The following is a 22,485-nucleotide window of genomic DNA, read 5'->3' on the forward strand; positions in this document are numbered from 1 at the left end:
GTGCGCAACAATGCGGTAGTCATGAAACCTGTAGGAATGTAGGAGCTCGTGGGACACCTCGTGTAAATTGATTTGCATGGAGGATGGATCATGAATGCAGATGAAAAAGAAATACGCCGCAAGCTCCGTGTCATAGAACGGGCTCAAGATGTAGGCATTGCCGCAAAGGCATATCGCTATTTTGGGATACCAAAATCAACATACTATCGATGAAGAAAGCGGTATCTGGAGCAAGGGGAAAAGGCGCTGATTAACCGGAAGCCAATTGCGAACTCTCACCCCAACAAGACACCCGATGAAATCGTTGAGAAAATCCTTTATCTCCGCAAAAAGTATCATCTCGGTCCCTTGAGGATCATGTGGTATATGGCGCGCTATCATCAGCTAAAAGTCTCGGATGCAACCATATCTCGCGTATTGAAGCGACGCGGTGTCAATCGATTACCGAACAATGTCGGACGCAGGAAGGTCCATACAAAGCGATACGAAAAACAGGTGCCGGGCCACCACATTCAGATGGATGTTAAGTTTCTGGTATTCAAAGGGAAAGATGGCAACAAGATTAAACGATACCAATATACGGCTATTGATGATGCAACGCGTGTTCGAGCTTTGAAGGTCTATACGTGTCACACGCAGAAGAATGCTATCAACTTTGTTAATCACATCATCAACAAGTTTCCATTCAAAGTACAGCAAATCAGGACAGATAGAGGGCATGTTCGCGAAGCAGACGTTTACGTCAATTTCAGGCCAAATTCCATTGGCATGTTGAAGACTTGGGTATTCGACACGTTTACATCAAAGCCAGAACACCGCAGCTAAATGGCAAGGTCGAAAGGTCACATCGATCTGATGAGCAAGAGTTTTACCAGCTGATGACCTACAAGGATGATGTCGACCTGGAAGAAAAATTAGCTGAACGGGAAGCCTTTTATAACTTTACAAGACCCCATGGGGCACATGGTGGAAAAACCCCCTATGAATCCCTCAGAGAAAAGCTAATATGAAAACACGAGGTGTCCCGCGAGCGAGTGTCTATTACATATTACACGCAAGAATGATGGCACGATGTTATGTCTCAAACATCGAAACGCCACATTGTAGCCTCTACAGGAACTTCGTCTTGCAATACGTCCCAATGCTCAGCTAACTTGCCATCTTTAACCCTGAATATATCTACAACAATTTGAGGCTTGTTAGCCCAACCGCGGATGCGGCCATGGATGGCAACAAAATCTCCTTCAGCTATCATTAAGCCGGGTTCGTAATAAACATCTTTCGGCAAGTTTTTTACGACTTCCTTTATTCCGTCACGGCCTTGAGAAATATTAGGGTTATGCTGAATATAATCGGGCGATATTAGACGGTCTACCTTTGCTACATCGTGTTTTTGGAATAATGAAATCATAGAGTCGAAGACAATCGCCTTATTACGATGTGGACGATCATCAAAAGCGCGATCGGCGGGACGTGTAATCTCGAAGGTTCCTGTCCCGCGCAAAAATTGGCCGTTCGGTAAGGTCGCGTATGAATGAATTAAACCGCGATCAAAATCTTGAATGTTTGTAACGGTTGAACCATCCTCCTCCTGCCAGCTCACCACGAATATACTACTGCCGAGCGGCACAACTTGTATATCCACGATCTCAATGCGGACATATGGCCCGTCCTTGATCTCGAACTTCAATTGCGCATCTGATATTAACGCCAGATAGACTTGAAAATCCGGATAGGCCACATCCATTTCTAATCCAACTGGAAAACCTTCTATCGTCATTCTCAAAGGTCCTTCTATTCGTTAATATCAGATGCGCAATTGAATATTAATCCTCTGCCTTCGGCACCGGTGTATTGAGCAATTGTTGCTCCCACAGGAATGCGATACCACTGCCAGCCAGATGATCGATCATCACTTTCGTGATTGCTTCTGCGGTTTCTGTTCTTGCCCAATCACGCTGCCATTCAGCCAACACTGCAAACCAGGTCATCACATTTGCCCCAGCCCCTATCATCCGCTGTATCGCAACCTCATGAGCTTCTTTCGAAACACCGCCGCATGCATCTGTCACTACTGTTACGTCCCAACCTTCGCCAAGCGCCTGAATAACCGGCATCGCCACACAAATCTCTGTAAAGAGCCCTGCAATAATCAGCTGTTTACGGCCCGTCGCTTTCACTGCATCCACGACCTTTTTGTCTTCCCATGTATTGATGAATGTACGGTCAATCACTTCTTGACCCGGGAAAACATCCGTGATTTGCGGGAAGATAAGACCACCACGATCAACAAGCACACTGGTTAAAATGGTCGGAACATTGAAGGCCTTCGCCGCGTTAGCCAAACCTGCGGCTGCATTAACAGCCATATGCGGGTCATGACTATTAACATTGGTAAGCTGGAATGGTTGGTGATCAATTAAAACCAGCACTGAATCTTCCGGGCGAAGTAGTGAGTCAAGGCCATTACGAGGTTTCATGTTTAAATCCTTTTCTGCCACTATATGGGGCGTTTATTACTGCACATAGAAAACACCAATGATGCTGTCCATGCGTAACATTGCATTCCCATAATCGATACACTAGTATCGCTATTTGGTAATCAACGTTGCTAAAACAGGAACGATAAATTGGACATTGAAGAACTACATACATTTATAGAAGTTGCTCGTATAGCGAGTATTTCTGCGACCGCGCGGCGGCTTGGCGTGGCGAAATCCATTGTTAGCCGCCGGCTTTTAAAGCTTGAGAATGAACTTGGCGTTCAGCTTCTTTTGAGGACCACGCGAGGCGTAACCCTCACAGAAGCAGGGGCAACATTTCAAGATCATGCTATGAAAATTGTAAACGAAATTGATACAGCCAGAGAAAGGATCCTACCCACGGGTGAATTATGTGGCAGCTTACGAATCGCTATGCCACTTACGTTTGGCCCGGATCAATTTGCGCCAGTACTTGCACAACTGGCACAAACCCACCCACAGCTCAGCATTTATTCCTCCTATACAGATCGTCATATAGATCTCACGGCTGAAGGCTTTGATTGCGCTATCCGCCTTGGTCATCTTAAAGATTCAAACTTGATCGCGAAACGTATTGGGCCGATTTATGGAACGCTGGTCGCGAGCCCGGCCTATATTCAAGAGCATGGCGCACCAGAAACACCGGAAGAGCTGATCACCGACCACCAAGCCCTGATGCAAGGGACAGAAAGCTGGAAATTCATACGGGATGGGCAAATCATCTCGGTTAATCCACAAGGACGTTTTAAAGCGGATAACGGCACCGCATTGCTTGCTGCCGCAACCGCAGGACTTGGCGTTGCCTACCTACCAGATGGCCTAATATATGAATGTTTGACCTCAGGGACGCTTGTACCCGTTATGAAACGTTACCCGGTACCCCCATCTGGGGCATATATTGTGCGCCCACCGGGGCAACACCCCTCACGCAAAATAAAAGCCCTCACAGACATATTCATAAAGTTTTTTGAACAATCCCCACATCTTGCTTGCGATGCGTCTAATGAAACTGCCGAATAAAAATTTCCTCACTTTCGGAAGAAGGCTCACTATTTATCATAGACAAAAAACGTACATTTATGCGCGCGCCAGAATAAAATATGGAAAACCTGAATTTTTATGACGCCATATTATCTAGGAACTGCAGCTCTTAGATGGCAAATACAGCGTTCCTACTTTAGCAACGCTGATTGCCGCATTGCCGCACTAGTGTAGCCACAAAGAGAAAGCCATATTGTCTGCATATACAAACCATTAAACCTAAACAAAAAAGAGCAGGCAATGTCAAAACTTCTTCATATTACAGCAAGTATTCGCGGTGATAAATCTATCTCCCGCACTTTGAGCCAGAAGCTCGTGCAAAAACTTTCAGCGGATACAGACTTTCAAATTATCGAACGTGACTTAAGCAAAAATGACCTGCCCTATGTCAGTGAAAGCCGGTTTTCCGCCAATAGCACACCAAAAAATGAGCGTACGCAGGAACAAAAAGAGCTGTCTGTTATCGCAGATACACTGATAGAAGAGCTACAAGCCGCAGACATTATTGTGCTTGGTATTCCTGTCTATAACTTTGGTGTTCCTGCAGTCTTTAAAGCTTGGGCCGACCTTGTTGCACGTACAGGCACTACATTTAAATATACAGAAACAGGCCCTGTTGGCTTGCTACAAGGCAAAAAAGCTTACCTTGTCCTCGTTTCTGGCGGCATGCCTATAGGGGGCGATATTGATTTTATGAGTCCTTGGGTGAAATTTTTCCTTGGCTTTTTAGGGATCAAGGATGTTGAAATGATTACGGCGGATGGAATTATGGGGCAGGATGGCGAAGAGAAAATCCAAAAAGCCCACGAAACAATTGATAATCTGGCAGCGTAGTATTTATGCGCCCAATAATAAAGGAAGACATCAATGAGTTGGTTACCCTGCGCTGACCCTGATGTAGATTTAAATGCCCCGGAGAGTGTCGAAATGGCTATTCTGCCGCGAACAGGGGACATCGGTAATTTTGAAGTTCACCGCGCACTGCCCTTTAAAGAAAAACGCATGGTCGGGCCGTTTATTTTCTGGGATCAAATGGGGCCGGGGGAGTTTTTAACCGGACAAGGCGTAGATGTGCGCCCACACCCGCATATCGGGCTTTCCACTGTTACCTATTTGTTTGATGGCACAATGGATCACAAAGACTCGATCGGTAATGATATGCGCATCGTACCGGGAGATGTAAATTTAATGACCGCCGGATCGGGCATCGTCCATTCCGAGCGTACAGGCCTTGATATCCGGCAAAAACCCTCCAGCCTTTACGGTATTCAAAGCTGGTTAGCGCAACCATTAAAGCACGAAAATGGCAGCCCTGCTTTTAGCCACACTGAAAAACAAGATTTGCCGAGCTTTGATGAAAGTGGCTTAAAGGGCCGCGTTATTCTGGGCGAATTTTCAGGTGTGAGCTCTCCCGTACAAACACAATGGGATACGCTTTACGTCGATTTTCACTTAGAAAACGGCGGACAGGTGCAAATTCCCAATACGACGGAAGAACGCGCGCTTTATGTGTTGTCCGGCCAGATTGAAATTGGCGGCGTAACCTATGATCCGCAGCGAATGATGGTGCTGCGCCCCGGTGATACAGTAACAATCAAGGCGCTTTCGCCCGTCCATATGATGCTCCTTGGCGGCGCCGCAATGGACAGCAAACGCTATATCTTCTGGAACTTTGTTGCTTCTAGCAAGGAGCGGCTGGAACAGGCTAAAGAGGATTGGCGCGAAGGCCGATTTGATAAAGTGGCAGGCGATGACAAAGAGTTTATTCCCTTACCTGATTAACCCTGTTTGAGACAAAGCAATGAACAACAAAACTATCACACGCGTTAACCGCGCAACAGGTGGACATTGGGTCGGTGACGGCTTCCCCGTCAACACTTTGTTTTCCTACCACACGCAAGGGCAGGATATCAGCCCCTTCTTGCTGCTCGACTATGCCGGACCGGCTGAGTTTGAGCCTTCCGAAAACCAGCGCGGTGTTGAGGTTCACCCGCATCGCGGGTTTGAAACTGTGACCATCGTCTATCAGGGCGAAGTGGAGCACAGCGATAACGCCGGAAATAAAGGTAAGATCGGCCCGGGTGATGTGCAATGGATGACCGCTGCCCGCGGCATCTTGCATGAGGAAATGCACGGGCGCGACTTTGGAGATGATACAACTTTGGGTCAATTTGCCCGCTGCCGATAAAATGAGTGATCCGCATTATCAGGAAATCCTGAATAGCGATATTCCTGTAGTGAATTTACCCAACAAAGCAGGCTGCATACGTTTGATTGCTGGCCAATATGACGATCAAAAGGGCGCGGCTAAAACATTCACCCCCATCAATTTATGGGATATGCGCCTAAACGCCGGAAATGCTGTAACGTTAAAGGCGCCTGAAAGCCACAACGTATCCCTGCTAGTTTTGTCGGGCGCACTCTTAGTCAATGACGAAACGCTCAAAACAAAAGAACTGGCGCAACTCACCCGTGAAGGCGATGCCCTTACGCTGGATATTCGAGAAGAGACCATTGCTCTTTTCATGAGCGGTGAGCCAATAGATGAACCCATTGTCGGTCATGGTCCTTTCGTTATGAACACGCAGGATGAAATCCGTACCGCAATTCGGTGATTATGCCACCGGAAAATTTTAAAAAGAGATATACTGTGCAACACTATTTCTAAAAGGAGATTGTTATGCCGCACCATTTTTTTGAAATTGGTAGCATCGTTTTATTAGCTGCGCTTGCGGCTATATTTTTAAGCCGGTTAAAGCAACAGCCGATGATAGGCTATGTCCTTGCCGGTTTAATCATTGGCCCGGCGTTCCTAAGGTTGGTCAACGATGAAAAAGAAATTTCCTTTATTGCCGAAATCGGCGTCATTCTTCTTTTGTTTATTTTGGGCATGGAGCTGCCTCTAAAATCTTTTCGTCAAAGCTATAAGGTTGCGCTGCCTGTCACCTTTTCCCTTGTTCTCTTAAGTCTTGGCATTGTGTTTGTAATAGGCCTTTTTGTAAGCCTGAGTTTAGAACAAACAATTGTCTACGGCTTTATCATTGCCCTTAGCAGCACAGCGGTTGCCGTCAAACTCCTTGAGGATGTTGATCTCTTATCCAAAGGCACAGGGCAAATCGCGATCAGTGTTTTAATTGCACAAGACCTTTTATTTGTGCCAATGATTATGATTACAAACGCCATGGGAAATGAAAGCGGCATAGACATCATGTTTGTGCCAAAAATTGCGGCAGCAGTTGCTGTTCTCATTGCACTTATTGCTTTTTTATCAAAGAAAGAGAAAATCCATCTCTTATTTCACAAAAGGATTGAAAAGCATAAAGACCTTATTCCGGTTGCCGCGCTAGCATGGTGTTTCGTCGGGGCGGGCCTATCAGAGTGGGCAGGACTGTCGCCTGCCTATGGCGCGTTTTTGGCTGGCCTAATTATCGGCAACAGCTATTCCAAAGAAAAAATCATGCCACAAATCGAGCCTATGCAAAGTGTTCTACTTATGGTGTTCTTCCTTTCTATCGGAATGCTGATTGACCTGAATGTTATTGCAGACAACGCGACCCTAATATTCATGTTACTGTTTGGAGGGCTTGTATTCAAAACAACCGCCTGCATTTTATTATTGAAGTTTTTTCTTCCCGAAGACCGCTGGAGATGCAGCTTTGTTACGGGACTCACAATAAGTCAAATTGGTGAATTTTCCTTTATTCTCGCAGCAGCAGCCCTTGGAAACGAGATTTTCAGTGATGAGAATTATAAGATTATTGTTGCAGTTATCGCGCTAAACCTTGCCTTCAGCCCTTTATGGTTAGCATTTTTAAGACGTTTTGTGGAAGTGGCCTATAGCAAAAAACTTGCAACCTCCCTCGGAAGCGCTTTACGCATAAGCGCCTTTTCCAAATAAGAATAAAATCTCTCAGGGCACAAGCTACCTTTCAAGCCTGACGGGTTTAGTCTTTCTCGACCCCAAGCACTTTGGGCGATTGCTTGCTTTTCCGGACATTGATAACCGATGTATCAATCATGTCCTTCAAATGCGCCGCATAGTGTTTTTCGATCATCTCGACTGACGTTCGACAGTTATTCGCGATCTGGTAAATGTCTGCTCCTTCGACCATTTGTAATACATGCTTTGGGCAAGGCCTTCGCGGCGATACAGGTCTGCAATCGAGGTCTCTCGGCTCAGCCCTTCAAGGACGATCCATATCTTCTCCTCAGCGGAATAGATCTTCCTCGTAGCTCTACGTATGTTTTTAACTGTTTGATCAGCAGCTGACTTGCTGCTCCCAGAACTAGTGGATTTAGCTTTCATTCTTCGTTCCTTACGTCACTTCAAATGAAATCAAAATCCTTTCTTATGCAATCCCTAACTTTGGTTCCATAGGGCCTGACGGGGAACAATACCGAATGGCAGAATATAAAAGGTGCCATAGTTGACCAAGATTATATGTTTCATGAATTTAGTGTTTATGAAGGTCAGTTGAAGTTGGCCGCAGAACAGGCAAGTCATATAAAGTCACTTGTGCCTATTTTAGTTAACTATGAAGATTGGTTGGAGTGGTGTAATCGTGAGGAAAAAGACCTAACAGGCTTGCCTGTAAGAGAGTATGCTAACTTCTTGTTCAATATGGAATGCAGAAAAGTGTTAGATAATGCATGTGAGGCTAATGACCAAATTATCAAGAGTGCTTATATTGCTGTAACTACCTCAGAGATAGGTCTAGATAAAGCCAATGATTTATCAAGTTTAGCGCTTATTTATGAAGGCATAGATAGTAGTTCTGTTATCGAATTGGTTAGTGATGCAAGAATTTTTCACGAACATGCTTTGGCACTTGCTTCTGCCTATGCAGCTGCGAAAAATGTCTCTCAGGTATGTTGGTACCGAGACAGGATATACTGTTGGTATTAAGCGAGTTATATGCTTAGCTAGTAGTTGGAGAGCAAGGAGTTGGTCCCCCTGCGGCCCCTATTTGGTCCCCAAGGTGAAATTGCATGATGAATAAGCATATTGTAAAAACAGAAATAGCCGCGTAAGCTATTGCTTCTACGGCTTTTTTTGGTGGTGCCCTGAAGAGGAGCCTATCTCCCCTATAAAAATCAATATAATCAAATAGTTACGGGTCGTCAATTGCTACCACGCAGCACGCATAGTTACACATTTCATAGCACCCTTGGATCCGTGCTTTAGATTATGTTTTTTATCTTATCCAGTATGATGAAAAATTGGTTATGGGGCGTCGGCTTGCCTACCTGTACACCTCAACTTCAAAGGAAGAGTTTCTGCCATCCCTGCGCCTGCGTTGTAAAAGGGAGTTTTGGAAACGATTTAAAACGTAGGTGGCGGAGTCGGAGGATCGGAAACCTAGTATATGATAAGATATAAAATATTGTAACCTAATGACTTTAGGCAAGTTCAGCATAGCCGATCAATATATTTGTACTGCCCCTGCCTTTTTATAATACACGTGGAATGCTGGGCTACCCCTTTCGTTAAATTGGTGGCGGGAAGGCAAAGCCGGTTTTTGGGTGTAGGATAGAGTGAAACATTGAGAATTTTCAGGATTGCGTATCACGGCAATCTGTTTTGCGGCATATTGGAGTACCTATGTTTTCTATAAGACTTTTCAGTATCGTGTTTTGTATCTCAGGGGCGTTAGGCACGTTTTCTGCTCGTGGCTTTGAGGTGCATGAGGCCGCCGCTGAAGTCCCGTGGCCGCAACACATTGGTCCATATGCAACGGGCACCAGGATAGAAGACTGGCGGCATGTTTTTGAGGATGGTTCAGAAGTTCGTTTTAAAATGCAGCTTTGGTATCCGGCATCTGTCAATACCACTGCATGCAAGCGCGCGCCATACTTTCAAAGTATTGAAAATAAACGAATTATTGAGAAAATCGGCAAAATGTTTGGCTTCCAGAGTGATGTTCTGAAGCCGCTGACCCGACTACAAACAAACAGTTGTCAGGATGCACCTATCCTGATGGGTAAAGCCTTCCCGCTGGTTATTTTCAGCCATGGTTACTGGATGTATCTGCAGCAGAATACAGCCTTGATGGAAATGCTGGCGTCCAGTGGGTATCTTGCTGTAAGTATTGCACATTCTGGCGATTCCCTTCCGGTTTTTCTCGCAGATGGAACAGTGATAGATACTGTGCCATATGAGGGTGACGGTGCGTCCTCTGCGGAAGAGGCGTTCTGGAATGGTTCTGATCACGCCGCCCGTACAGCGGCCTACCTCGGATTTATGGAAGCTATAAAAGACCAGCGTATTACCCATAGTCTCCACATATGGCAGCGCGATATCGTCGCTGTTCTCGATGACCTTGAAAGTGGGGTTTCAGGTGCATTTCTCAACGACAGTATTGACTTTGAGAAGGTTGCTTTTGCGGGCATGTCTTTTGGGGGCGCAACGTCTGCAGCGGCTTGTCACCATGAGCTTCGATGTAAGGCCGCCATCAATCTGGACGGGTTTCAGTATGATGCCAGATTATATGACACCGAGATGCGTACTCCGTTCCTTCTTATGAATAAGGACTGGGTTTTGTATGACGCTGATGAGTCCCCACAATCACCTGACTTTAATGCAAGTGACTATTTTTATGAGCCTCTGACCATGGCTGGTAATATTCCTGATATATATAGAGTACGGGTGCGTCTGACACGACATATAGACTTTACTGATCTTGCGCTCATTAAAGACATCGGCGCTACAGGTGATATATTTGGTGATTTGGCAGGTCCTCTGACGCTGGAAAGTGTGAATCGCGCTGTCTTGGCTTTCCTGGACCATTATGTGCGGCAGAAAGATAATGGATTCCCGGAAAAAACACTGCGCCATTACCCCGGCCTTGTGTTGCGGGATGCGGGGGCGGTAGCCCGTTGGAAAGCTTCTCAGTAGGCATAAAGATACTTTTCGATACCAATTTGGACATAGTTTTTTCTAAAATGTACAAAACACGGGCAGAGTGCAAAGTAGGTGCATAGGTCTTGTGGAAACATGACCCTGTTAGAAAGCCGAACAACTTACAATAAGGAAGGATGGTTTTGATGAACAGGGAGTTCCTAGGGGTACTTATGATGGGAGTGGCTGTATGTGGCATGCAAAGCTCTGCATGGGCACAGGATGCAGCTACAGAAGAGGGGAGCGAAGAGCTTTCTTTTGATGAAATCTACGTAAGCGGTTACAGAATCAGTAATTCTGCTGCAAAAACAGATACACCGCTGATTGAAACGCCACAGTCTATTTCAATTATTACGGCCGAGACGCTTGCTCTCAGGAACGTACAGACGATTGAGGAGGCGCTACGGTACACACCAGGTGTGGTTGTCAGCCAGTTCGGGTTTGATCCGCGGTTTGACCACACCAGTATTCGCGGGTTTTCATCCACACTTCTCGGCAACTTTAAGGATGGCATGCGGCAAATACCGGGGTTTGGTATTGGTTTCCGGACCGAAGCATATGGTTTGAGCGCGATTGAAGTGTTTAAGGGACCTGCATCTGTGCTTTATGGGCAGAATGCACCGGGTGGTATGGTAAACTATACTTCCAAGCGTGCAAATGTCGCAGATCTGCGCGAGTTCCAGTTGGATTATGGTAACTATGATCGCAAAATCGCCCGTGCTGATTTTGGTGATGTGTCCGATGATGGTAATTTCGGGTGGCGCATAACAGGCCTTTGGCGTGACAGTGATACACAGGTCCCCGGCTCGCCGGACAACAGGAAGTTTATTGCACCAACCGTTACATTTAACCTTGGCGACAAGGCGACACTCACATTGCTTGGTCAATATTTGCATGATGAGACAACTGCAACACCGGACTTTGCTGTTGTGAACGGTGAGCTGACGGATATTTACCTGTCAGACTATACATGGGACCTCGCGGAACAGAAGCAATTGCAAGCTGGCTGGCAGTTTGAATATCGCTTTACGGATACCTTCACATTCCGTCAGAACTTCCGGTATAATGATGTTGATCTGGATCAGCGCTATATGTTCTCTCTGGGCATTGATCCGGTTAATCAGGTTGCGTACCGGGGCCGGGGTCAAAAGACACAGAAACTCAAGTCTATCGTGATTGATAACCAGCTTCTGTATGATGTTGACATGGGCGGGTCGAAGCATAGATTCTTGCTTGGTGTAGATTATTCAGACTCTGATGATGACTGGGCTGTTGATCTGTCTTTCAATGGTGGGACATATGTCGATAATACGATCTCACTTGTAAATCCTCAATATGGCTTGACCTATGGGGCCCTTGATCCCTTGGCTGTAAGTAATGAGGGTCAGTCACAGACTGGTATATATTTGCAGGATCAGGTGGAAATTGGTGACCTTATCCTGACAGTAGGGGGCCGTTATGACTCTGCTGAAACATTTGTGAACACAGATTATATTCCGTTTGTAAATCCTGTGCGCGCAACAGTGGATTCGGATGCCTTTACATATAGGGTTGCAGCAACCTACCTGTTTGAGAATGGTTTGGCACCCTATGCCAGTTACTCTACCTCGTTCCAGCTTGTAAGTGGTGCAGACGTAAGTGGTAATCCGTTTGAGCCATCAAAAGGTAGGCAAATGGAAGTTGGTCTGAAGTATCAGCCGCAAGACTTCCCAGGATTTATGACCCTGTCCCTCTTTGATCTGACGTTGACAAACGTTTTGACAACAGACCCCACTAATCCGTCTTTCCAGGTACAGACGGGTGAGGTTAACGCGCAGGGTCTTGAAGCTGAAGTTTCAGTGACACCTACCGCAGGGCTGGACATGACATTTGCTTATACCTATCTGGACACTGATATTACCAGCAATGGTGCAGACAATGGTTTTGACCGTCAGTTGCAGCCGGGCCATACCATTACTGTTTTTGGTGACTATACAGTGCCAGACGGTCCGCTTGAAGGCTTCGGTTTGGGTGGTGGTATACGCTACCAGAGCAAAAGTTTTGCAAGTATCGATAATACCTTGACGAACGACTCCACTTTCCTTGCGGATGCACAGGTGCATTATACGTTTGGTAGCTGGCGGCTGGGCCTGAATGCTACCAATATTTTCGACAAGGAAGCCTTTACCTGTAACAATACGGTCAGTTGTTACCCAGGGTATAGGCGCACTGTTCTTGCGAGCCTTCGGTACAGATACTAGGGCTCCGCGCAGAAAAAATGTATGGGCTGCCTTTTGGCGGCCCATGTGGTTTAGGACAAGAATAAAGGTTCCAGTATGCTACAGCGAATACTTCAGATCATTATGCCCAGTGCCGCAATTATGTTTTCAGCATCAGCGCTGGCAGAGGATACACCTACAGCAACAATAACGTTTACAGCACATGGCATTCCTCACATTGAAGCAGAAGATATGTACGGGCTTGGTTTTGGGTCCGGATATGCATCGGCGCGCACAGATTTGTGTGCAGTGGCAGATGCCATTTTGACCTATGCAGGCAAACGCTCGCGTGTATATGGACCCGCAGAGAATACAAAACTTTATATCCCGCAGCGAACCAGCATACCGAATGCGGTGAATGACCTAACTATCCATTATTCCATATCTGATGCGCAGCTTGAGAAGGCAAAAGCAGGTATGTCAGCGGATATGTTGGCAGTGCTGGAAGGCTATGCTGCCGGCTTTAACCATTATGTCGATGTGACTCCCCCGGCAACCAGACCTGCGGTTTGCCGGAAAGAAGGCGAAATTCCGCCTGTTTCTGTTGACGATATGATCCGGCGCTCCACAGCGTACGCCATGCTTTTGGGTGAGCGTATGTTTATGGGGGCACTGTATGCGGCAGCACCACCTGCTGCCAAAGAGGCTGCGGCACTGAAAAATGAAGTGCTTTATGCGGGTGCACCGTACGAGCCCCTTGGCCTAGGTAGCAATGCCTATGCTTTTGGGGCTGAGATGACAAAGGATGGTGGTGGGCTTTTAATGGCAAATCCGCATTATACGTGGGAAGGGCCAGAGCGCTTCATGCAAATGCACCTCAGAGCCCCGGGTTATAACGTTATGGGCGCTTCGCTCCTTGGTACTCCGTTAATTGGTATCGGGTTTAACGCTTCTTTGGCATGGACACATACAGTGGCAACTGACGCCAAAGCCACGCTTTACCGTTTACAGCTCAATCCGGATAACCCGACCGAGTATTTGATGGATGGCAAGGTAATTCCGATGACAGCGGAAGAGGTCAGTATTGATGTGCTTGGTGACAGTGGCGAGTTGACAACGCTTTCCCATACGTTCTGGACAACAGAGTTTGGCCCGGTGGTGTCGGCACCGGGTATCGAGTGGACCTATGACACGGCGTTTGCACTTGCTGACCCCAACAAAAGCAACTTTGGCATGTTCGAGCAATCATTGGAGATGGGCCGGTCACAGACTGTAGGAACTCTTGAAAAAGTGCTCACAGACTATGTTGCGTCGCCTTTTCTGAACACTCTGGCTGCTGATGCAGACGGGAATGTGCTTTATACAAATATGTCCTCCACGCCAGCGTTTGATATGCAGCAACTTCAGGCTTGCTCTCTGAATATTCCGGGGGCGAGTGCCTATTTTACAGCGCATGTGATGGATGGTGCGAAAGCTGAATGCCGCCCCAAAGTATTTGAAACGGCATCCCGTCCGGGGATTATGCCTGCAAGTATGAAACCTCTTGTTGTGCGGCGGGATTATGTTGCAAATTCCAACAATTCACACTGGTATACAAACCCCGACCAGCCTCTGACTGGTTATTCCCCGCTGATTGGCCGAGAGGGTACGCAGCAAAATGCCCGGACCAGGCTGGGGCATAGGCAGGTGCAGGATATGCTGCATACAAAAAGTAGTGAGGGGTATATTACTGCGCAAAACGTGAAGGATATGCTTTTTGCAAACAGAAACTATATGGCTGAAATTCTGGTTGATGACCTTGTGTCTTTATGCGGGAAAACCTCCTCGGTCATGATCGAGGAGAGCGAGGTCAGCCTCAAGAAAGCATGTACAGTTCTGGCAGGTTGGGACCGCCGCGATGATGTGACAAGTGTTGGCACTGCTCTTTTTCGTGAATTTTTAAAGCGGGCCCCAACGTACGGTGCAGCGGCAAAAATATTCTGGCGGGTGCAGTTTGACCCAACTCGCCCGCTTGATACACCTGCTGGTATTCAGGCGGATAGCACCCAGGCTGTTGAAGCGCTTGCAAAAGCCATATTGGCTCTTGAAAAGGCAGGTATTGCATTGGACGCCCCACTTGGGGACGTACAGTTTGTGGTAAGGGGTGGCAAGCGTTTCCCTATCCACGGTGGACCGGACAGTTCTGTTTATAATGTGATGGACATGCCCCTTGTGGATGGCAAAGGGTATACAGACCCGGTTGCATCTGGTGCCACATATATCGCCGTTATCACGTTTGAAAATGGTGCACCGGTCGCGGATGCAATTCTGGCAACCGATCAGACCACGGATGAAACGGCGCCCTTCGCCCGTGATGGTGTTCAGGCCTATTCTGAAAAACAGTGGCTACGACTACCTTTTCTGAAAAAGGATATTGCTGCAGCGGCTGTTGGAGAACCTGTTAAGCTATATGCCAAAGAGGCGCAGTAAGCTATTGGCGGACTAACGGAGCGTTTTGCCGGTAGTCCGCCGTGCTTCCATGGGGGAAATGCCATAAGCTGCCTTGAACGCGCGGGCGAAACTGGCCTGATGCTCGTAGCCCGTTTCAAGGGCAATCTCTATCATTGACATTTCTGAAGACCGGATCAGTTTCAGTGCATATTCCAGTCGCATTTTTTCCCGCACATGTGCAACGGTATCCCCATATAGTTGCTTGAAACCAAACTGCAGCTTGTGGCGGGTCAGGTCTACGGCGAAGGCCAGTTCTTCAATGTTTGGTCTGTCACTGAATGAATCTTGGATGTATTTCTTTGCGCGCTCTATTCTTGCATAATCTTTTGCAGTCAGGACTATGCCAGGTTGACGTGTCTGTATTTCCTTGAAGCCGGACAGAACCAGACAGAGAAGTTCAAGTGCCTTGGATTGGAGAAACACACTTCTGTAGCTGCCCTTTAGCGTACAATCGATCATTTGCAAGGTGGTTTGCGATTCTTCCCTGGTCATTGGAATGTTGCGGTGGGCGATGGGAATGCCGTTCTCCAGAAAATTTAAAAACGCTGCCGGAATATCGCGAGCATCCAAACGTGTACAAGGGAAAAAGCGTGAAGGGTCAATGATTACGGATACCCACTTGAGGGTGCGTCTCGGCGCGTATACGGTTTCAAAAGACCCGTCTGTTTCCATGCCGTATATCATGCAGTGCCCGTTCGCAAGCGACCCGTCACGGGTATTTTCTAGGTCTGATATGTCAATGTTGGCCTGCAGAACAGCCGTGAGCACCAGCTTACCGCCAAGGCTGTGCCGGGATGTCATGACCTGCTTTGTTTTTGTGTCTACCAGAATGAGCCAGAGACCGTCCTGCAACTCATAGAACTCTATGCCACCTTCGGCTGTGTCGGGGTCATAAAGATGTTTGAAACCATTGCATCCGGGTATTTTCTCATAGTTGCCGTTGTCAGCCTTTACACATTTTTTCGGTGCAGCTTGAACAGCCTGCAGGGTCTCTTGCAGCAAGGGAATGCTTCTGAGCAAGGAAACGGATTTATCAGTATCAGCAATACTCACCATAATTTCCAGTATACTGTCTGCCCTGCATGGCAAATGCAAGATACGTGAAGATACTATGTTCATACCGGGGACCCGGAAACAAGCCTGAAAACCCCTATGGTCCTGAAATGCCTGTAAATGTAACTGATTTGCTAAAACCAACTTCCAATTTACATAGTGGTAGGGGGGGTCTATGAAAATTTTCTGCATCAGTATTGATGTGCCAAGGGGGCGTAACACTGACGCTGGTGCGCATATTTTCTGTACACCCCTCCCCAGGGCAGCGCCATGATACCCTTGGGAACAGCGGTATCTTTCTCCCGTTTTTCTAAAGTGGCCTCGTCAATACCAAGCTGTTTGGCAAGTGCTTTTCGAGTAACACCGTTTCTGCGTCTCCAAGACACGATTTTTTGGCCAAGCGTTTTAGGTTTGGGAAATGGATCGTAACCTAGAAATGCGAAGATTGCCGGATAGTATTTAAACTCTGGTGTCGATCTACCCTTTTCCCATCCAATTATTGTGGAAATGGCAACACGAACCCTCTTGGCAACATCTTTTTGAAAAAGGCCGTTTTCCAAGCGTTTTTTGAGAAGATGCTCTCCAAGTGTTGCAGGGCGTTTTGGGTAAGGTGTTGGCTTTTCTACAGAAAGCCTGAAATTGTAAGATGGCAACGAACCCCTGTCGCTGTGGGTATTTGGATGATGCTGCGATGGCGTGTGGTCGTGCGCCCCGGTGCGCGGCGGAGTATCAGGCGAAAATATCAGGCCCCTTGTTTGACCGGTTTGATATATTTATGGATGTACCGGCGGTGTCGGCCGCTGACTTATCACTGCCGTCAACCGGCGAACCGTCATCTGTTATTGCCGCCCGTGTAGCAGCGGCGCGCGAGCGCCAGCACGGCCGCGCTGAAGCTGAAGGCAAGGAAGATGTCTTTCTGAATGCCCATGCTGATGGGGCATACCTGCAAGCAATTGCCGCGCCTGACGCAGGTGGCAAACAGATGCTTGAGAAAGCTGTTGATCACTTCCGCCTGTCTGCGCGCGGGTATCACCGCGTACTGCGTGTTGCCCGCACCATCGCAGACCTAGCGCACAGCGACACCGTCACCCAACCCCACATAGCCGAGGCCCTCGCTTACAGGCGCATCACACCGCAGTCAGCAATCGCTAGAAGTACCGGGTAATAAGTTTATTGCCAAAAACGGAAGCAGAGTGGTCTGGAGTAGTAATTGCGGGACAAAGTTTATTGGTCCCGCAATTATTGGTTTAAAGATTAGGCTCGGCCACATCATGTGGCGCTGACTTTAGAAGTTTAACCGGGCCTCTACACCAATCCAGCGCGGAGGAGTATATGTATCATAGGCTCCGCCTAGAGGGGGGGCAGATACGTCAAACGAGAAAGTTTTGCGAGCTTTATCAAATATATTGTTCGCAAATACCGCCAGCTCAAGGCGATCTTCCAGAATTTCGAGCGAAACCCTTGCATTGGCCAACCAACCGCCAGGCACTAAAGTAACTTGGGCATTGGTGAGCTGCGAATAGAAGTCTGCTGTATAGACTGCATTGAAGGTGGCGCTCAATTTTCCGCTTTTTAGGTCAAAATACTTACTGGCAGCAAGATTGATTGTATAGTCGGGCGCTTGAGGGGCTTCGCGGTCAACTATACGCGCTCCGATTGGGATATCTTTTACATTCGTGTGGAGCAAAGCCAGCCCCGCATCAAACTGGAAGCCCATGCCCGGTCGTATCGACAGTTCAAAGTCGCCGCCATATATTTCTGCGCTGGTGTTGAATAATGTAAAGTTAAAGCCACGTTGGTCAAACGCCTGATAATCTGAATAGTCATAATAGTATAAGGAACCATTGAGGCGTACATGTTGGTCAAATAGATCGAACTTACCACCAACCTCATAAGCCATTAGGTTTTCGCCTTTGAAGCGGAAGCCGCTTAACGGCGCCTGCCCTACAAAGCCTGCATTATAGTTGAATGCCTTGTAGCCTCGGTTGATGCTTGCATAAAGCAGTGTATCCTTGTTGGGGTGCCAATCTATAGCCAGCCGCCCTGAAACACCGGTTTCACCGTGATTATCTGTGGTGACACCAGCCGCTGCGAGTGACCCGGGAGCGATGAAGGCTGCACATAAAGGGCCTGTACATACTTCAGAATAATAATAATCCTTTTCGTCGCGTGTGACACGGATACCGGCGGATATCTGCACGTCTGCGTTAAGGTCATATTCAATTTGTCCAAACCCTGAGTAAGATTGGGTGTCTACGCTATAATCCGCCCTCGGATATGTCGCAAATGCAGGCAAGTTGAAGCCCTGAAAATAATCACCTTTAATGTTTAGATAATAGAGGCCCGTAGTCCACCGAAATGCCCCTTCATCCTCGATCAGGCGAATTTCCTGGGTAAAATGCTTGGCATCTGCATCTTGTAAGAAAATACCAATATCAACAGGCGAGAAATCATTGTCTGCTGCATATTCGCTATCAAGCTTTTGGTAACTGGTGACAGTTGCCAATGAAAGGCCGTTTCCAAGGTCAAGGTTTGCTTTACCGCCGACAGTCCAAGTCTCACGGGTGAAGCGGCCCGGGTAATTATACGAACCTGTGTAGGGATCGCCGTCAGCATCTGCATAACCAAACCCGGTTGGAGATCCTGCCGGCAACGGTATGCCAAGGCCGTCAGTGTCTTGCCCGGCACCAGTAATCATCGCTCCACCTGATGCTACAGGTTTGTTCTTATACCAATCAGCAAAGAGATTAACAGTTAGGGCGCTGTTTGGCTCTAGTTTTAGCTGAAAACGCCCTGCAAGGGTGTCATTAGCTAAAAGATCTGCGCCAATATCATTTTTTACAAAGCCATCAGCTTTGTTTTTTAGCACGGCCAATCGAGCTGAAACTCCCTCTGCAATAGGGCCACCTACAGCTGCTTCCACACGCACCTGATCATAACTGCCCACGGTAACATCTACGAACCCCTCTAATGTATCTCCGGGCTGATTAGTTACAATATGAACGAGGCCGCCTGTTGCGTTACGCCCGAAGAGTGTGCCTTGAGGACCTTTAAGCACCTCAACCCGAGCTACGTCGAACAGTTCTTGAACACTTGTAGCGTTAGATGGCTGGTAGACCTCGTCAATATAGAAGGCATTGGCTGGTTCAATATGGCCTGCAAAATCGTTTTGTGAGACACCACGAATGGAGATAAGCCCAGCTACTGGCGGGCCACCCGGTGCGGTAAACTGCAACCCTGGTGTCATGGCAGCAAGGTCGGTCGTGTTACGCATGCCTAGTTCGATTAACCGGTCACCACTATGGGCAGTAACGGCAATCGCAACGTCCTGAATATTTGCCGCCCGGCGTGTTGCGGTCACAACGATTTCGTCAAAGGCGCCAATTGTTTCACTTGCAGTCTCAGTTTGTCCGTAAGCTGTACTTGTCATTGAGGCCATAGCGATGCCAACGAGACAAGAACTGCTTGACCAAAAATTATGTATGATTGTCACTCTTTAACCCTCCCCTTGTGGCACAACACCAGAAAATGGCGCACGCCTCTTTAAATAACCGGTCTATTTATATCTGTAACACCAGAGCAAAGACTATAACGGAAAACACTCACAGTAACCGGTTCGGGCTGATCGAAGCACTTGTGGGGCCGCCTTTTTTGTGATTGTAATAAGATTGGTCGAGCGATAATAATAAGGTGATCAAGCGGTCGACTAATAAATTTGCACCGGGGAAGGTGTCGCATGCTGGAAGGGGAATATCCGGTATGTGAAAAGGGGAAGCTAGCATGCCGTATAAATATCGTGTGCAGGAGCCGTCTGCAGAAATCTATGAGCGGATTTTATCCTGTGAGACTTCAGCAGAAATAAGTGATTGTATTCTAAACCCAGTCGCTGACTTACTTGGTGCCAGAAGTGGTGTATTTCTCAATATTTGCACATCGTCGTCGGGCAGTCATCATTTTGGCGCCCGTGATTATGTAGGCGATGCGCCCCGTTCAGTGGATGTCTATTTAGAAGAAGGTTTATATATTCGTGACCCGGTTATGCGACCTGCGATCAATTGGCTGAATGGTAAGGCTGCGGCCCCTACTATTCTGACAGGATCTATTGAGGCGACCACGGTTCATGATGCTGTATATCGTGATAGTTTTCTGCTGCCCTATAATATCGGCCATGTTGTTGCCTTGGCTGTTCCGATCAGCACTGGCCTTGAAACACAATTGGCGTGTGTAGGATTTCACCGGCGGCATATGGATAAGGGCTTTCTTCCTGAGCAGATCAATTACTTTCAGCGTTTGGGTCCGGCTATACGCTCTGCGCTTTATGGCTTGGCTTGTCGTGAATCAATACAGTTATCAGATGCGCTCGCTGTGGCAGCACGGGAAAGCGGCGTAGATATGGGATACCTGATTCTGGATGAAGATTTAGTCGTGCGAAACGGCAATGCCAGAGGGCTGGATGATATGGGTCTTACCGGTATGCAGCCTGGTACGTCTTTACTGTTGGGGCAGGTTAAACAAAGGCTGCTTTCTGGTGATCTGCAGGAAAATGAGCATTTTAACATTATGGCGACGGGGCATGCCACAGTTGGTGTCCATGTTCGTAATTTCCATTCTTTTTCTGGAGATGTTTTTTATCTGGTTACGACCACAAGTGCTGGCCCAAGCCGTGCGATAGGGGATGCGTGCCAAAAATATGGTTTAACAAACCGAGAGGCTGAAATTGCACTGTTGATAGCAACAGGTAAATGCAATGCATCACTCGGAAAGGAAATTGGTATCTCCTTGCGAACAGTAGAAAACCATTTGCGCTCTATTTACCGTAAAGTAGGCGTATCTAGTCGTACACAACTGGTTTCAAGGTTACTGCAAATCCACTAGCATAATGCTTAAATAGGCGCTTATTTGCTGTAAGCGCCCCTTACCTATTGAGATGGTTCACCTTTGGGCTCGACTATTGCCATCTTCATTCTGGCTCGGATGTAAGAACACGTACAGGGTCAGTGCCATCCCAGTTTTCTGCGGCAGATTTCATCATGGCAAAAAACGCCTCGGTTTTATCCGTCATCTCTATAAGCTCAATCATGCCAGGCAGCACATTGCTTGTATCCATATAGGCAGCCCGTGCACCAACGCCCGCTACACCGAAAAGAGCCATGTCATGACCCAGAGCCTTATACCGAGCAACGTCGTCATCAAAATTACTGCATGCTATTGCAAAATGATGGAACCCCCAGCCGCGCTTTTGCTGAACCTCGTTATAAACTGAAGGTGTATCCCAATTGTTTTGCTGGATAAGTTCAAAGCACATCGAGCCAGAAAAGCTGAGCGCAAGAGTAATATCCAGCTCAGTTGGCTGGCCACGATACTGTGCATCCAATAACGGAAAATGCTCAATCACGAACCATGGCCCACAAGCGAGCCTTGGGGTATAATGCGCAATCGCAGCTTCAATGTCTGGTGTTATGAATGCGATTTGCATAATGCCACCCATGGGTTGCCCAAAATCAAGAATTTCGTTCATGTATCCTCCTAGTTGGTAAGGCTCATGCCACCATCAATAACCATTGAAGTGCCCGTAATGAACCGAGCTTCGTCAGACATTAGGAACAAAACGCCGTTTGCAATATCTACTGCTTCCTGCCATTTTTTCATTGGTACTTTAGACAGGAAAGCCAGTGCCGCCTGTTCCTTATCAATGCCGTTTTCTGCTGCGGTACGCTGAATAAGTTTGTCATGCATTGGCGTGCGCACTTGACCGGGGTGAACACTATTACATCGGATTGCATAATCCTGCTCACAGCAATGTAGTGCGAGAGAACGGGTGAACTGTGCAACTGCCGCTTTTGATGCACCATACGCTGACAGGAACGGTGTTGGCACAAGTGCCGCTATCGATGACATATTTACAATTGCTCCCCCGCCTGCGCGTGCGATTTCAGGCACGGCATATTTGCACCCAAGGAAAACCCCTTCAACATTAACAGTATAAATATGTCGCCAATCTTCCAATGCAGATGCTTCAGGGTCATTTGCGCCTTTGCTGGCTGACATACCGGCATTATTCACCAGACCATCAAGGCGCCCTGCGCGTGCTACTGTCTCTGCTATTAAATCGCGCCAAGCTTGTTCGCTTGTCACGTCATGCACAAAAATGCCATCACCGGGAATGATGTCTGTACGAATTACATTTGCCCCTTCCTCTGCAAGCCGTTTAGCAATGGCTGCCCCAAGGCCAGCTCCTGCACCGGTCACTATAATTGTCTTGCCTGAAACCCGGTTATTCATG

At 47.5% G+C, this 22,485-nt stretch carries 18 protein-coding genes and 4 pseudogenes; 13 read left to right on the forward strand and 9 right to left on the reverse strand.

The annotated features are described in order from the left end of the window. The first annotated feature begins 90 nt into the window (after window positions 1–90). Both ICL80_RS18180 and ICL80_RS02630 read left to right on the forward strand, forming a co-directional pair. Window positions 91–213, forward strand: coding sequence for a hypothetical protein (locus ICL80_RS18180; protein WP_265588800.1), 123 nt, complete (start codon window positions 91–93; stop codon window positions 211–213). A 51-nt stretch (window positions 214–264) separates the two neighbouring features. Continuing rightward, window positions 265–1,010 (forward strand): annotated as a pseudogene (locus ICL80_RS02630) (integrase core domain-containing protein). Between the two features lie 71 nt (window positions 1,011–1,081). On the opposite strand, the gene ICL80_RS02635 reads toward ICL80_RS02630, so the two are convergent. Together ICL80_RS02635 and ICL80_RS02640 are read right to left on the reverse strand one after the other, a co-directional pair. Beyond that, window positions 1,082–1,780, reverse strand: a complete 699-nt coding sequence (locus tag ICL80_RS02635) for a nuclear transport factor 2 family protein (protein WP_194214583.1) — start codon at window positions 1,778–1,780, stop codon at window positions 1,082–1,084. A 46-nt stretch (window positions 1,781–1,826) separates the two neighbouring features. Beyond that, window positions 1,827–2,480, reverse strand: a complete 654-nt coding sequence (locus ICL80_RS02640; protein WP_194214584.1) for a hydrolase — start codon at window positions 2,478–2,480, stop codon at window positions 1,827–1,829. Between the two features lie 150 nt (window positions 2,481–2,630). On the opposite strand from ICL80_RS02640, the gene ICL80_RS02645 reads away from it, so the two are divergent. From ICL80_RS02645 to ICL80_RS02665, 5 genes and pseudogenes are all read left to right on the forward strand, one after another. Continuing rightward, window positions 2,631–3,542: a LysR family transcriptional regulator gene (locus ICL80_RS02645; protein WP_194214585.1), complete on the forward strand. Its 912-nt coding sequence runs from the start codon at window positions 2,631–2,633 to the stop codon at window positions 3,540–3,542. Between the two features lie 261 nt (window positions 3,543–3,803). After that, entirely contained in the window at window positions 3,804–4,397 is a 594-nt protein-coding gene (locus ICL80_RS02650; RefSeq protein ID WP_194214586.1) for an FMN-dependent NADH-azoreductase, read from the forward strand. A gap of 33 nt (window positions 4,398–4,430) precedes the next feature. Then, window positions 4,431–5,345 (forward strand): pirin family protein, encoded by a 915-nt coding sequence (locus ICL80_RS02655; RefSeq protein ID WP_194214587.1) that lies wholly within the window; start codon window positions 4,431–4,433, stop codon window positions 5,343–5,345. Window positions 5,346–5,364: 19 nt separating this feature from the next. Further along, window positions 5,365–6,200 (forward strand): annotated as a pseudogene (locus tag ICL80_RS18270) (pirin family protein). A gap of 43 nt (window positions 6,201–6,243) precedes the next feature. Then, window positions 6,244–7,461, forward strand: a complete 1,218-nt coding sequence (locus ICL80_RS02665) for a cation:proton antiporter (protein WP_194214588.1) — start codon at window positions 6,244–6,246, stop codon at window positions 7,459–7,461. A 46-nt stretch (window positions 7,462–7,507) separates the two neighbouring features. Here the strand turns inward: ICL80_RS02665 and ICL80_RS02670 are convergent. Further along, window positions 7,508–7,681 (reverse strand): annotated as a pseudogene (locus ICL80_RS02670) (site-specific integrase); the annotation flags it as partial. Next, a pseudogene (locus ICL80_RS02675) lies at window positions 7,663–7,869 on the reverse strand (IS3 family transposase); the annotation flags it as partial. The pseudogenes ICL80_RS02675 and ICL80_RS02670, both read right to left, overlap by 19 nt. Window positions 7,870–8,004: 135 nt before the next feature. On the opposite strand from ICL80_RS02675, the gene ICL80_RS02680 reads away from it, so the two are divergent. The 4 genes from ICL80_RS02680 (at window position 8,005) to ICL80_RS02695 (ending at window position 15,128) form a co-directional block, all read left to right on the forward strand. Beyond that, window positions 8,005–8,469, forward strand: coding sequence for a hypothetical protein (locus ICL80_RS02680; RefSeq protein ID WP_194214590.1), 465 nt, complete (start codon window positions 8,005–8,007; stop codon window positions 8,467–8,469). Between the two features lie 696 nt (window positions 8,470–9,165). Beyond that, window positions 9,166–10,458 carry an alpha/beta hydrolase gene (locus ICL80_RS02685; RefSeq protein ID WP_194214591.1) on the forward strand — a complete coding sequence of 431 codons (1,293 nt, stop codon included), beginning with the start codon at window positions 9,166–9,168 and terminating at the stop codon, window positions 10,456–10,458. A gap of 176 nt (window positions 10,459–10,634) precedes the next feature. Next, window positions 10,635–12,701 carry a TonB-dependent siderophore receptor gene (locus tag ICL80_RS02690; RefSeq protein ID WP_194214592.1) on the forward strand — a complete coding sequence of 689 codons (2,067 nt, stop codon included), beginning with the start codon at window positions 10,635–10,637 and terminating at the stop codon, window positions 12,699–12,701. 75 nt (window positions 12,702–12,776) lie between these two features. Beyond that, on the forward strand, window positions 12,777–15,128 hold the full coding sequence (locus ICL80_RS02695; RefSeq protein WP_194214593.1) for a penicillin acylase family protein: 2,352 nt from the start codon (window positions 12,777–12,779) through the stop codon (window positions 15,126–15,128). Between the two features lie 12 nt (window positions 15,129–15,140). Here the strand turns inward: ICL80_RS02695 and ICL80_RS02700 are convergent, their stop codons facing one another. Both ICL80_RS02700 and ICL80_RS02705 read right to left on the reverse strand, forming a co-directional pair. Beyond that, the gene (locus ICL80_RS02700) at window positions 15,141–16,268 is read right to left on the reverse strand and encodes an AraC family transcriptional regulator (RefSeq protein ID WP_194214594.1); all 1,128 of its coding nucleotides are present in this window, start codon (window positions 16,266–16,268) and stop codon (window positions 15,141–15,143) included. A 125-nt stretch (window positions 16,269–16,393) separates the two neighbouring features. Continuing rightward, a complete protein-coding gene (locus ICL80_RS02705) occupies window positions 16,394–16,855 on the reverse strand; it encodes a helix-turn-helix domain-containing protein (protein WP_194214595.1) in 462 nt (153 codons plus the stop codon). Between ICL80_RS02705 and ICL80_RS02710 the strand changes: the two genes are divergently transcribed. After that, entirely contained in the window at window positions 16,849–17,367 is a 519-nt protein-coding gene (locus ICL80_RS02710) for a magnesium chelatase subunit ChlI family protein (protein WP_194214596.1), read from the forward strand. The two genes, ICL80_RS02705 and ICL80_RS02710, sit on opposite strands and share 7 nt — an antisense overlap. A gap of 120 nt (window positions 17,368–17,487) precedes the next feature. Here ICL80_RS02710 and ICL80_RS02715 read toward each other — a convergent pair whose 3' ends face one another. Next, a complete protein-coding gene (locus ICL80_RS02715; protein ID WP_228073776.1) occupies window positions 17,488–19,695 on the reverse strand; it encodes a TonB-dependent receptor in 2,208 nt (735 codons plus the stop codon). A 287-nt stretch (window positions 19,696–19,982) separates the two neighbouring features. Here ICL80_RS02715 and ICL80_RS02720 point away from each other — a divergent pair, with 287 nt between their 5' ends. After that, the gene (locus ICL80_RS02720) at window positions 19,983–21,077 is read left to right on the forward strand and encodes a helix-turn-helix domain-containing protein (RefSeq protein WP_194214597.1); all 1,095 of its coding nucleotides are present in this window, start codon (window positions 19,983–19,985) and stop codon (window positions 21,075–21,077) included. Between the two features lie 85 nt (window positions 21,078–21,162). Here ICL80_RS02720 and ICL80_RS02725 read toward each other — a convergent pair whose 3' ends face one another. Together ICL80_RS02725 and ICL80_RS02730 are read right to left on the reverse strand one after the other, a co-directional pair. Further along, the gene (locus tag ICL80_RS02725) at window positions 21,163–21,720 is read right to left on the reverse strand and encodes a VOC family protein (protein ID WP_194214598.1); all 558 of its coding nucleotides are present in this window, start codon (window positions 21,718–21,720) and stop codon (window positions 21,163–21,165) included. 8 nt (window positions 21,721–21,728) lie between these two features. After that, complete coding sequence (locus tag ICL80_RS02730; protein ID WP_194214599.1) at window positions 21,729–22,484, reverse strand: SDR family oxidoreductase; 756 nt, start codon at window positions 22,482–22,484, stop codon at window positions 21,729–21,731. Window position 22,485: the final 1 nt, after the last annotated feature.

Origin of the sequence: Kordiimonas pumila, assembly GCF_015240255.1 — a bacterium.
Lineage (GTDB): Bacteria > Pseudomonadota > Alphaproteobacteria > Sphingomonadales > Kordiimonadaceae > Kordiimonas > Kordiimonas pumila.

What these genes read in the sequence shown, in the direction of transcription:
- ICL80_RS02695 (WP_194214593.1), top strand. Translation starts at nt 12,777, where the DNA reads ATGCTACAGCGAATACTTCAGATCATTATGCCCAGTGCCGCAATTATG.
- ICL80_RS02635 (WP_194214583.1), bottom strand. Translation starts at nt 1,780, where the DNA reads ATGACGATAGAAGGTTTTCCAGTTGGATTAGAAATGGATGTGGCCTAT.
- ICL80_RS02720 (WP_194214597.1), top strand. Translation starts at nt 19,983, where the DNA reads ATGCCGTATAAATATCGTGTGCAGGAGCCGTCTGCAGAAATCTATGAG.
- ICL80_RS02680 (WP_194214590.1), top strand. Translation starts at nt 8,005, where the DNA reads ATGTTTCATGAATTTAGTGTTTATGAAGGTCAGTTGAAGTTGGCCGCA.
- ICL80_RS02710 (WP_194214596.1), top strand. Translation starts at nt 16,849, where the DNA reads ATGGCAACGAACCCCTGTCGCTGTGGGTATTTGGATGATGCTGCGATG.
- ICL80_RS02725 (WP_194214598.1), bottom strand. Translation starts at nt 21,720, where the DNA reads ATGAACGAAATTCTTGATTTTGGGCAACCCATGGGTGGCATTATGCAA.
- ICL80_RS02640 (WP_194214584.1), bottom strand. Translation starts at nt 2,480, where the DNA reads ATGAAACCTCGTAATGGCCTTGACTCACTACTTCGCCCGGAAGATTCA.
- ICL80_RS02690 (WP_194214592.1), top strand. Translation starts at nt 10,635, where the DNA reads ATGATGGGAGTGGCTGTATGTGGCATGCAAAGCTCTGCATGGGCACAG.
- ICL80_RS02700 (WP_194214594.1), bottom strand. Translation starts at nt 16,268, where the DNA reads ATGAACATAGTATCTTCACGTATCTTGCATTTGCCATGCAGGGCAGAC.
- ICL80_RS02685 (WP_194214591.1), top strand. Translation starts at nt 9,166, where the DNA reads ATGTTTTCTATAAGACTTTTCAGTATCGTGTTTTGTATCTCAGGGGCG.
- ICL80_RS18180 (WP_265588800.1), top strand. Translation starts at nt 91, where the DNA reads ATGAATGCAGATGAAAAAGAAATACGCCGCAAGCTCCGTGTCATAGAA.
- ICL80_RS02655 (WP_194214587.1), top strand. Translation starts at nt 4,431, where the DNA reads ATGAGTTGGTTACCCTGCGCTGACCCTGATGTAGATTTAAATGCCCCG.
- ICL80_RS02650 (WP_194214586.1), top strand. Translation starts at nt 3,804, where the DNA reads ATGTCAAAACTTCTTCATATTACAGCAAGTATTCGCGGTGATAAATCT.
- ICL80_RS02665 (WP_194214588.1), top strand. Translation starts at nt 6,244, where the DNA reads ATGCCGCACCATTTTTTTGAAATTGGTAGCATCGTTTTATTAGCTGCG.
- ICL80_RS02730 (WP_194214599.1), bottom strand. Translation starts at nt 22,484, where the DNA reads ATGAATAACCGGGTTTCAGGCAAGACAATTATAGTGACCGGTGCAGGA.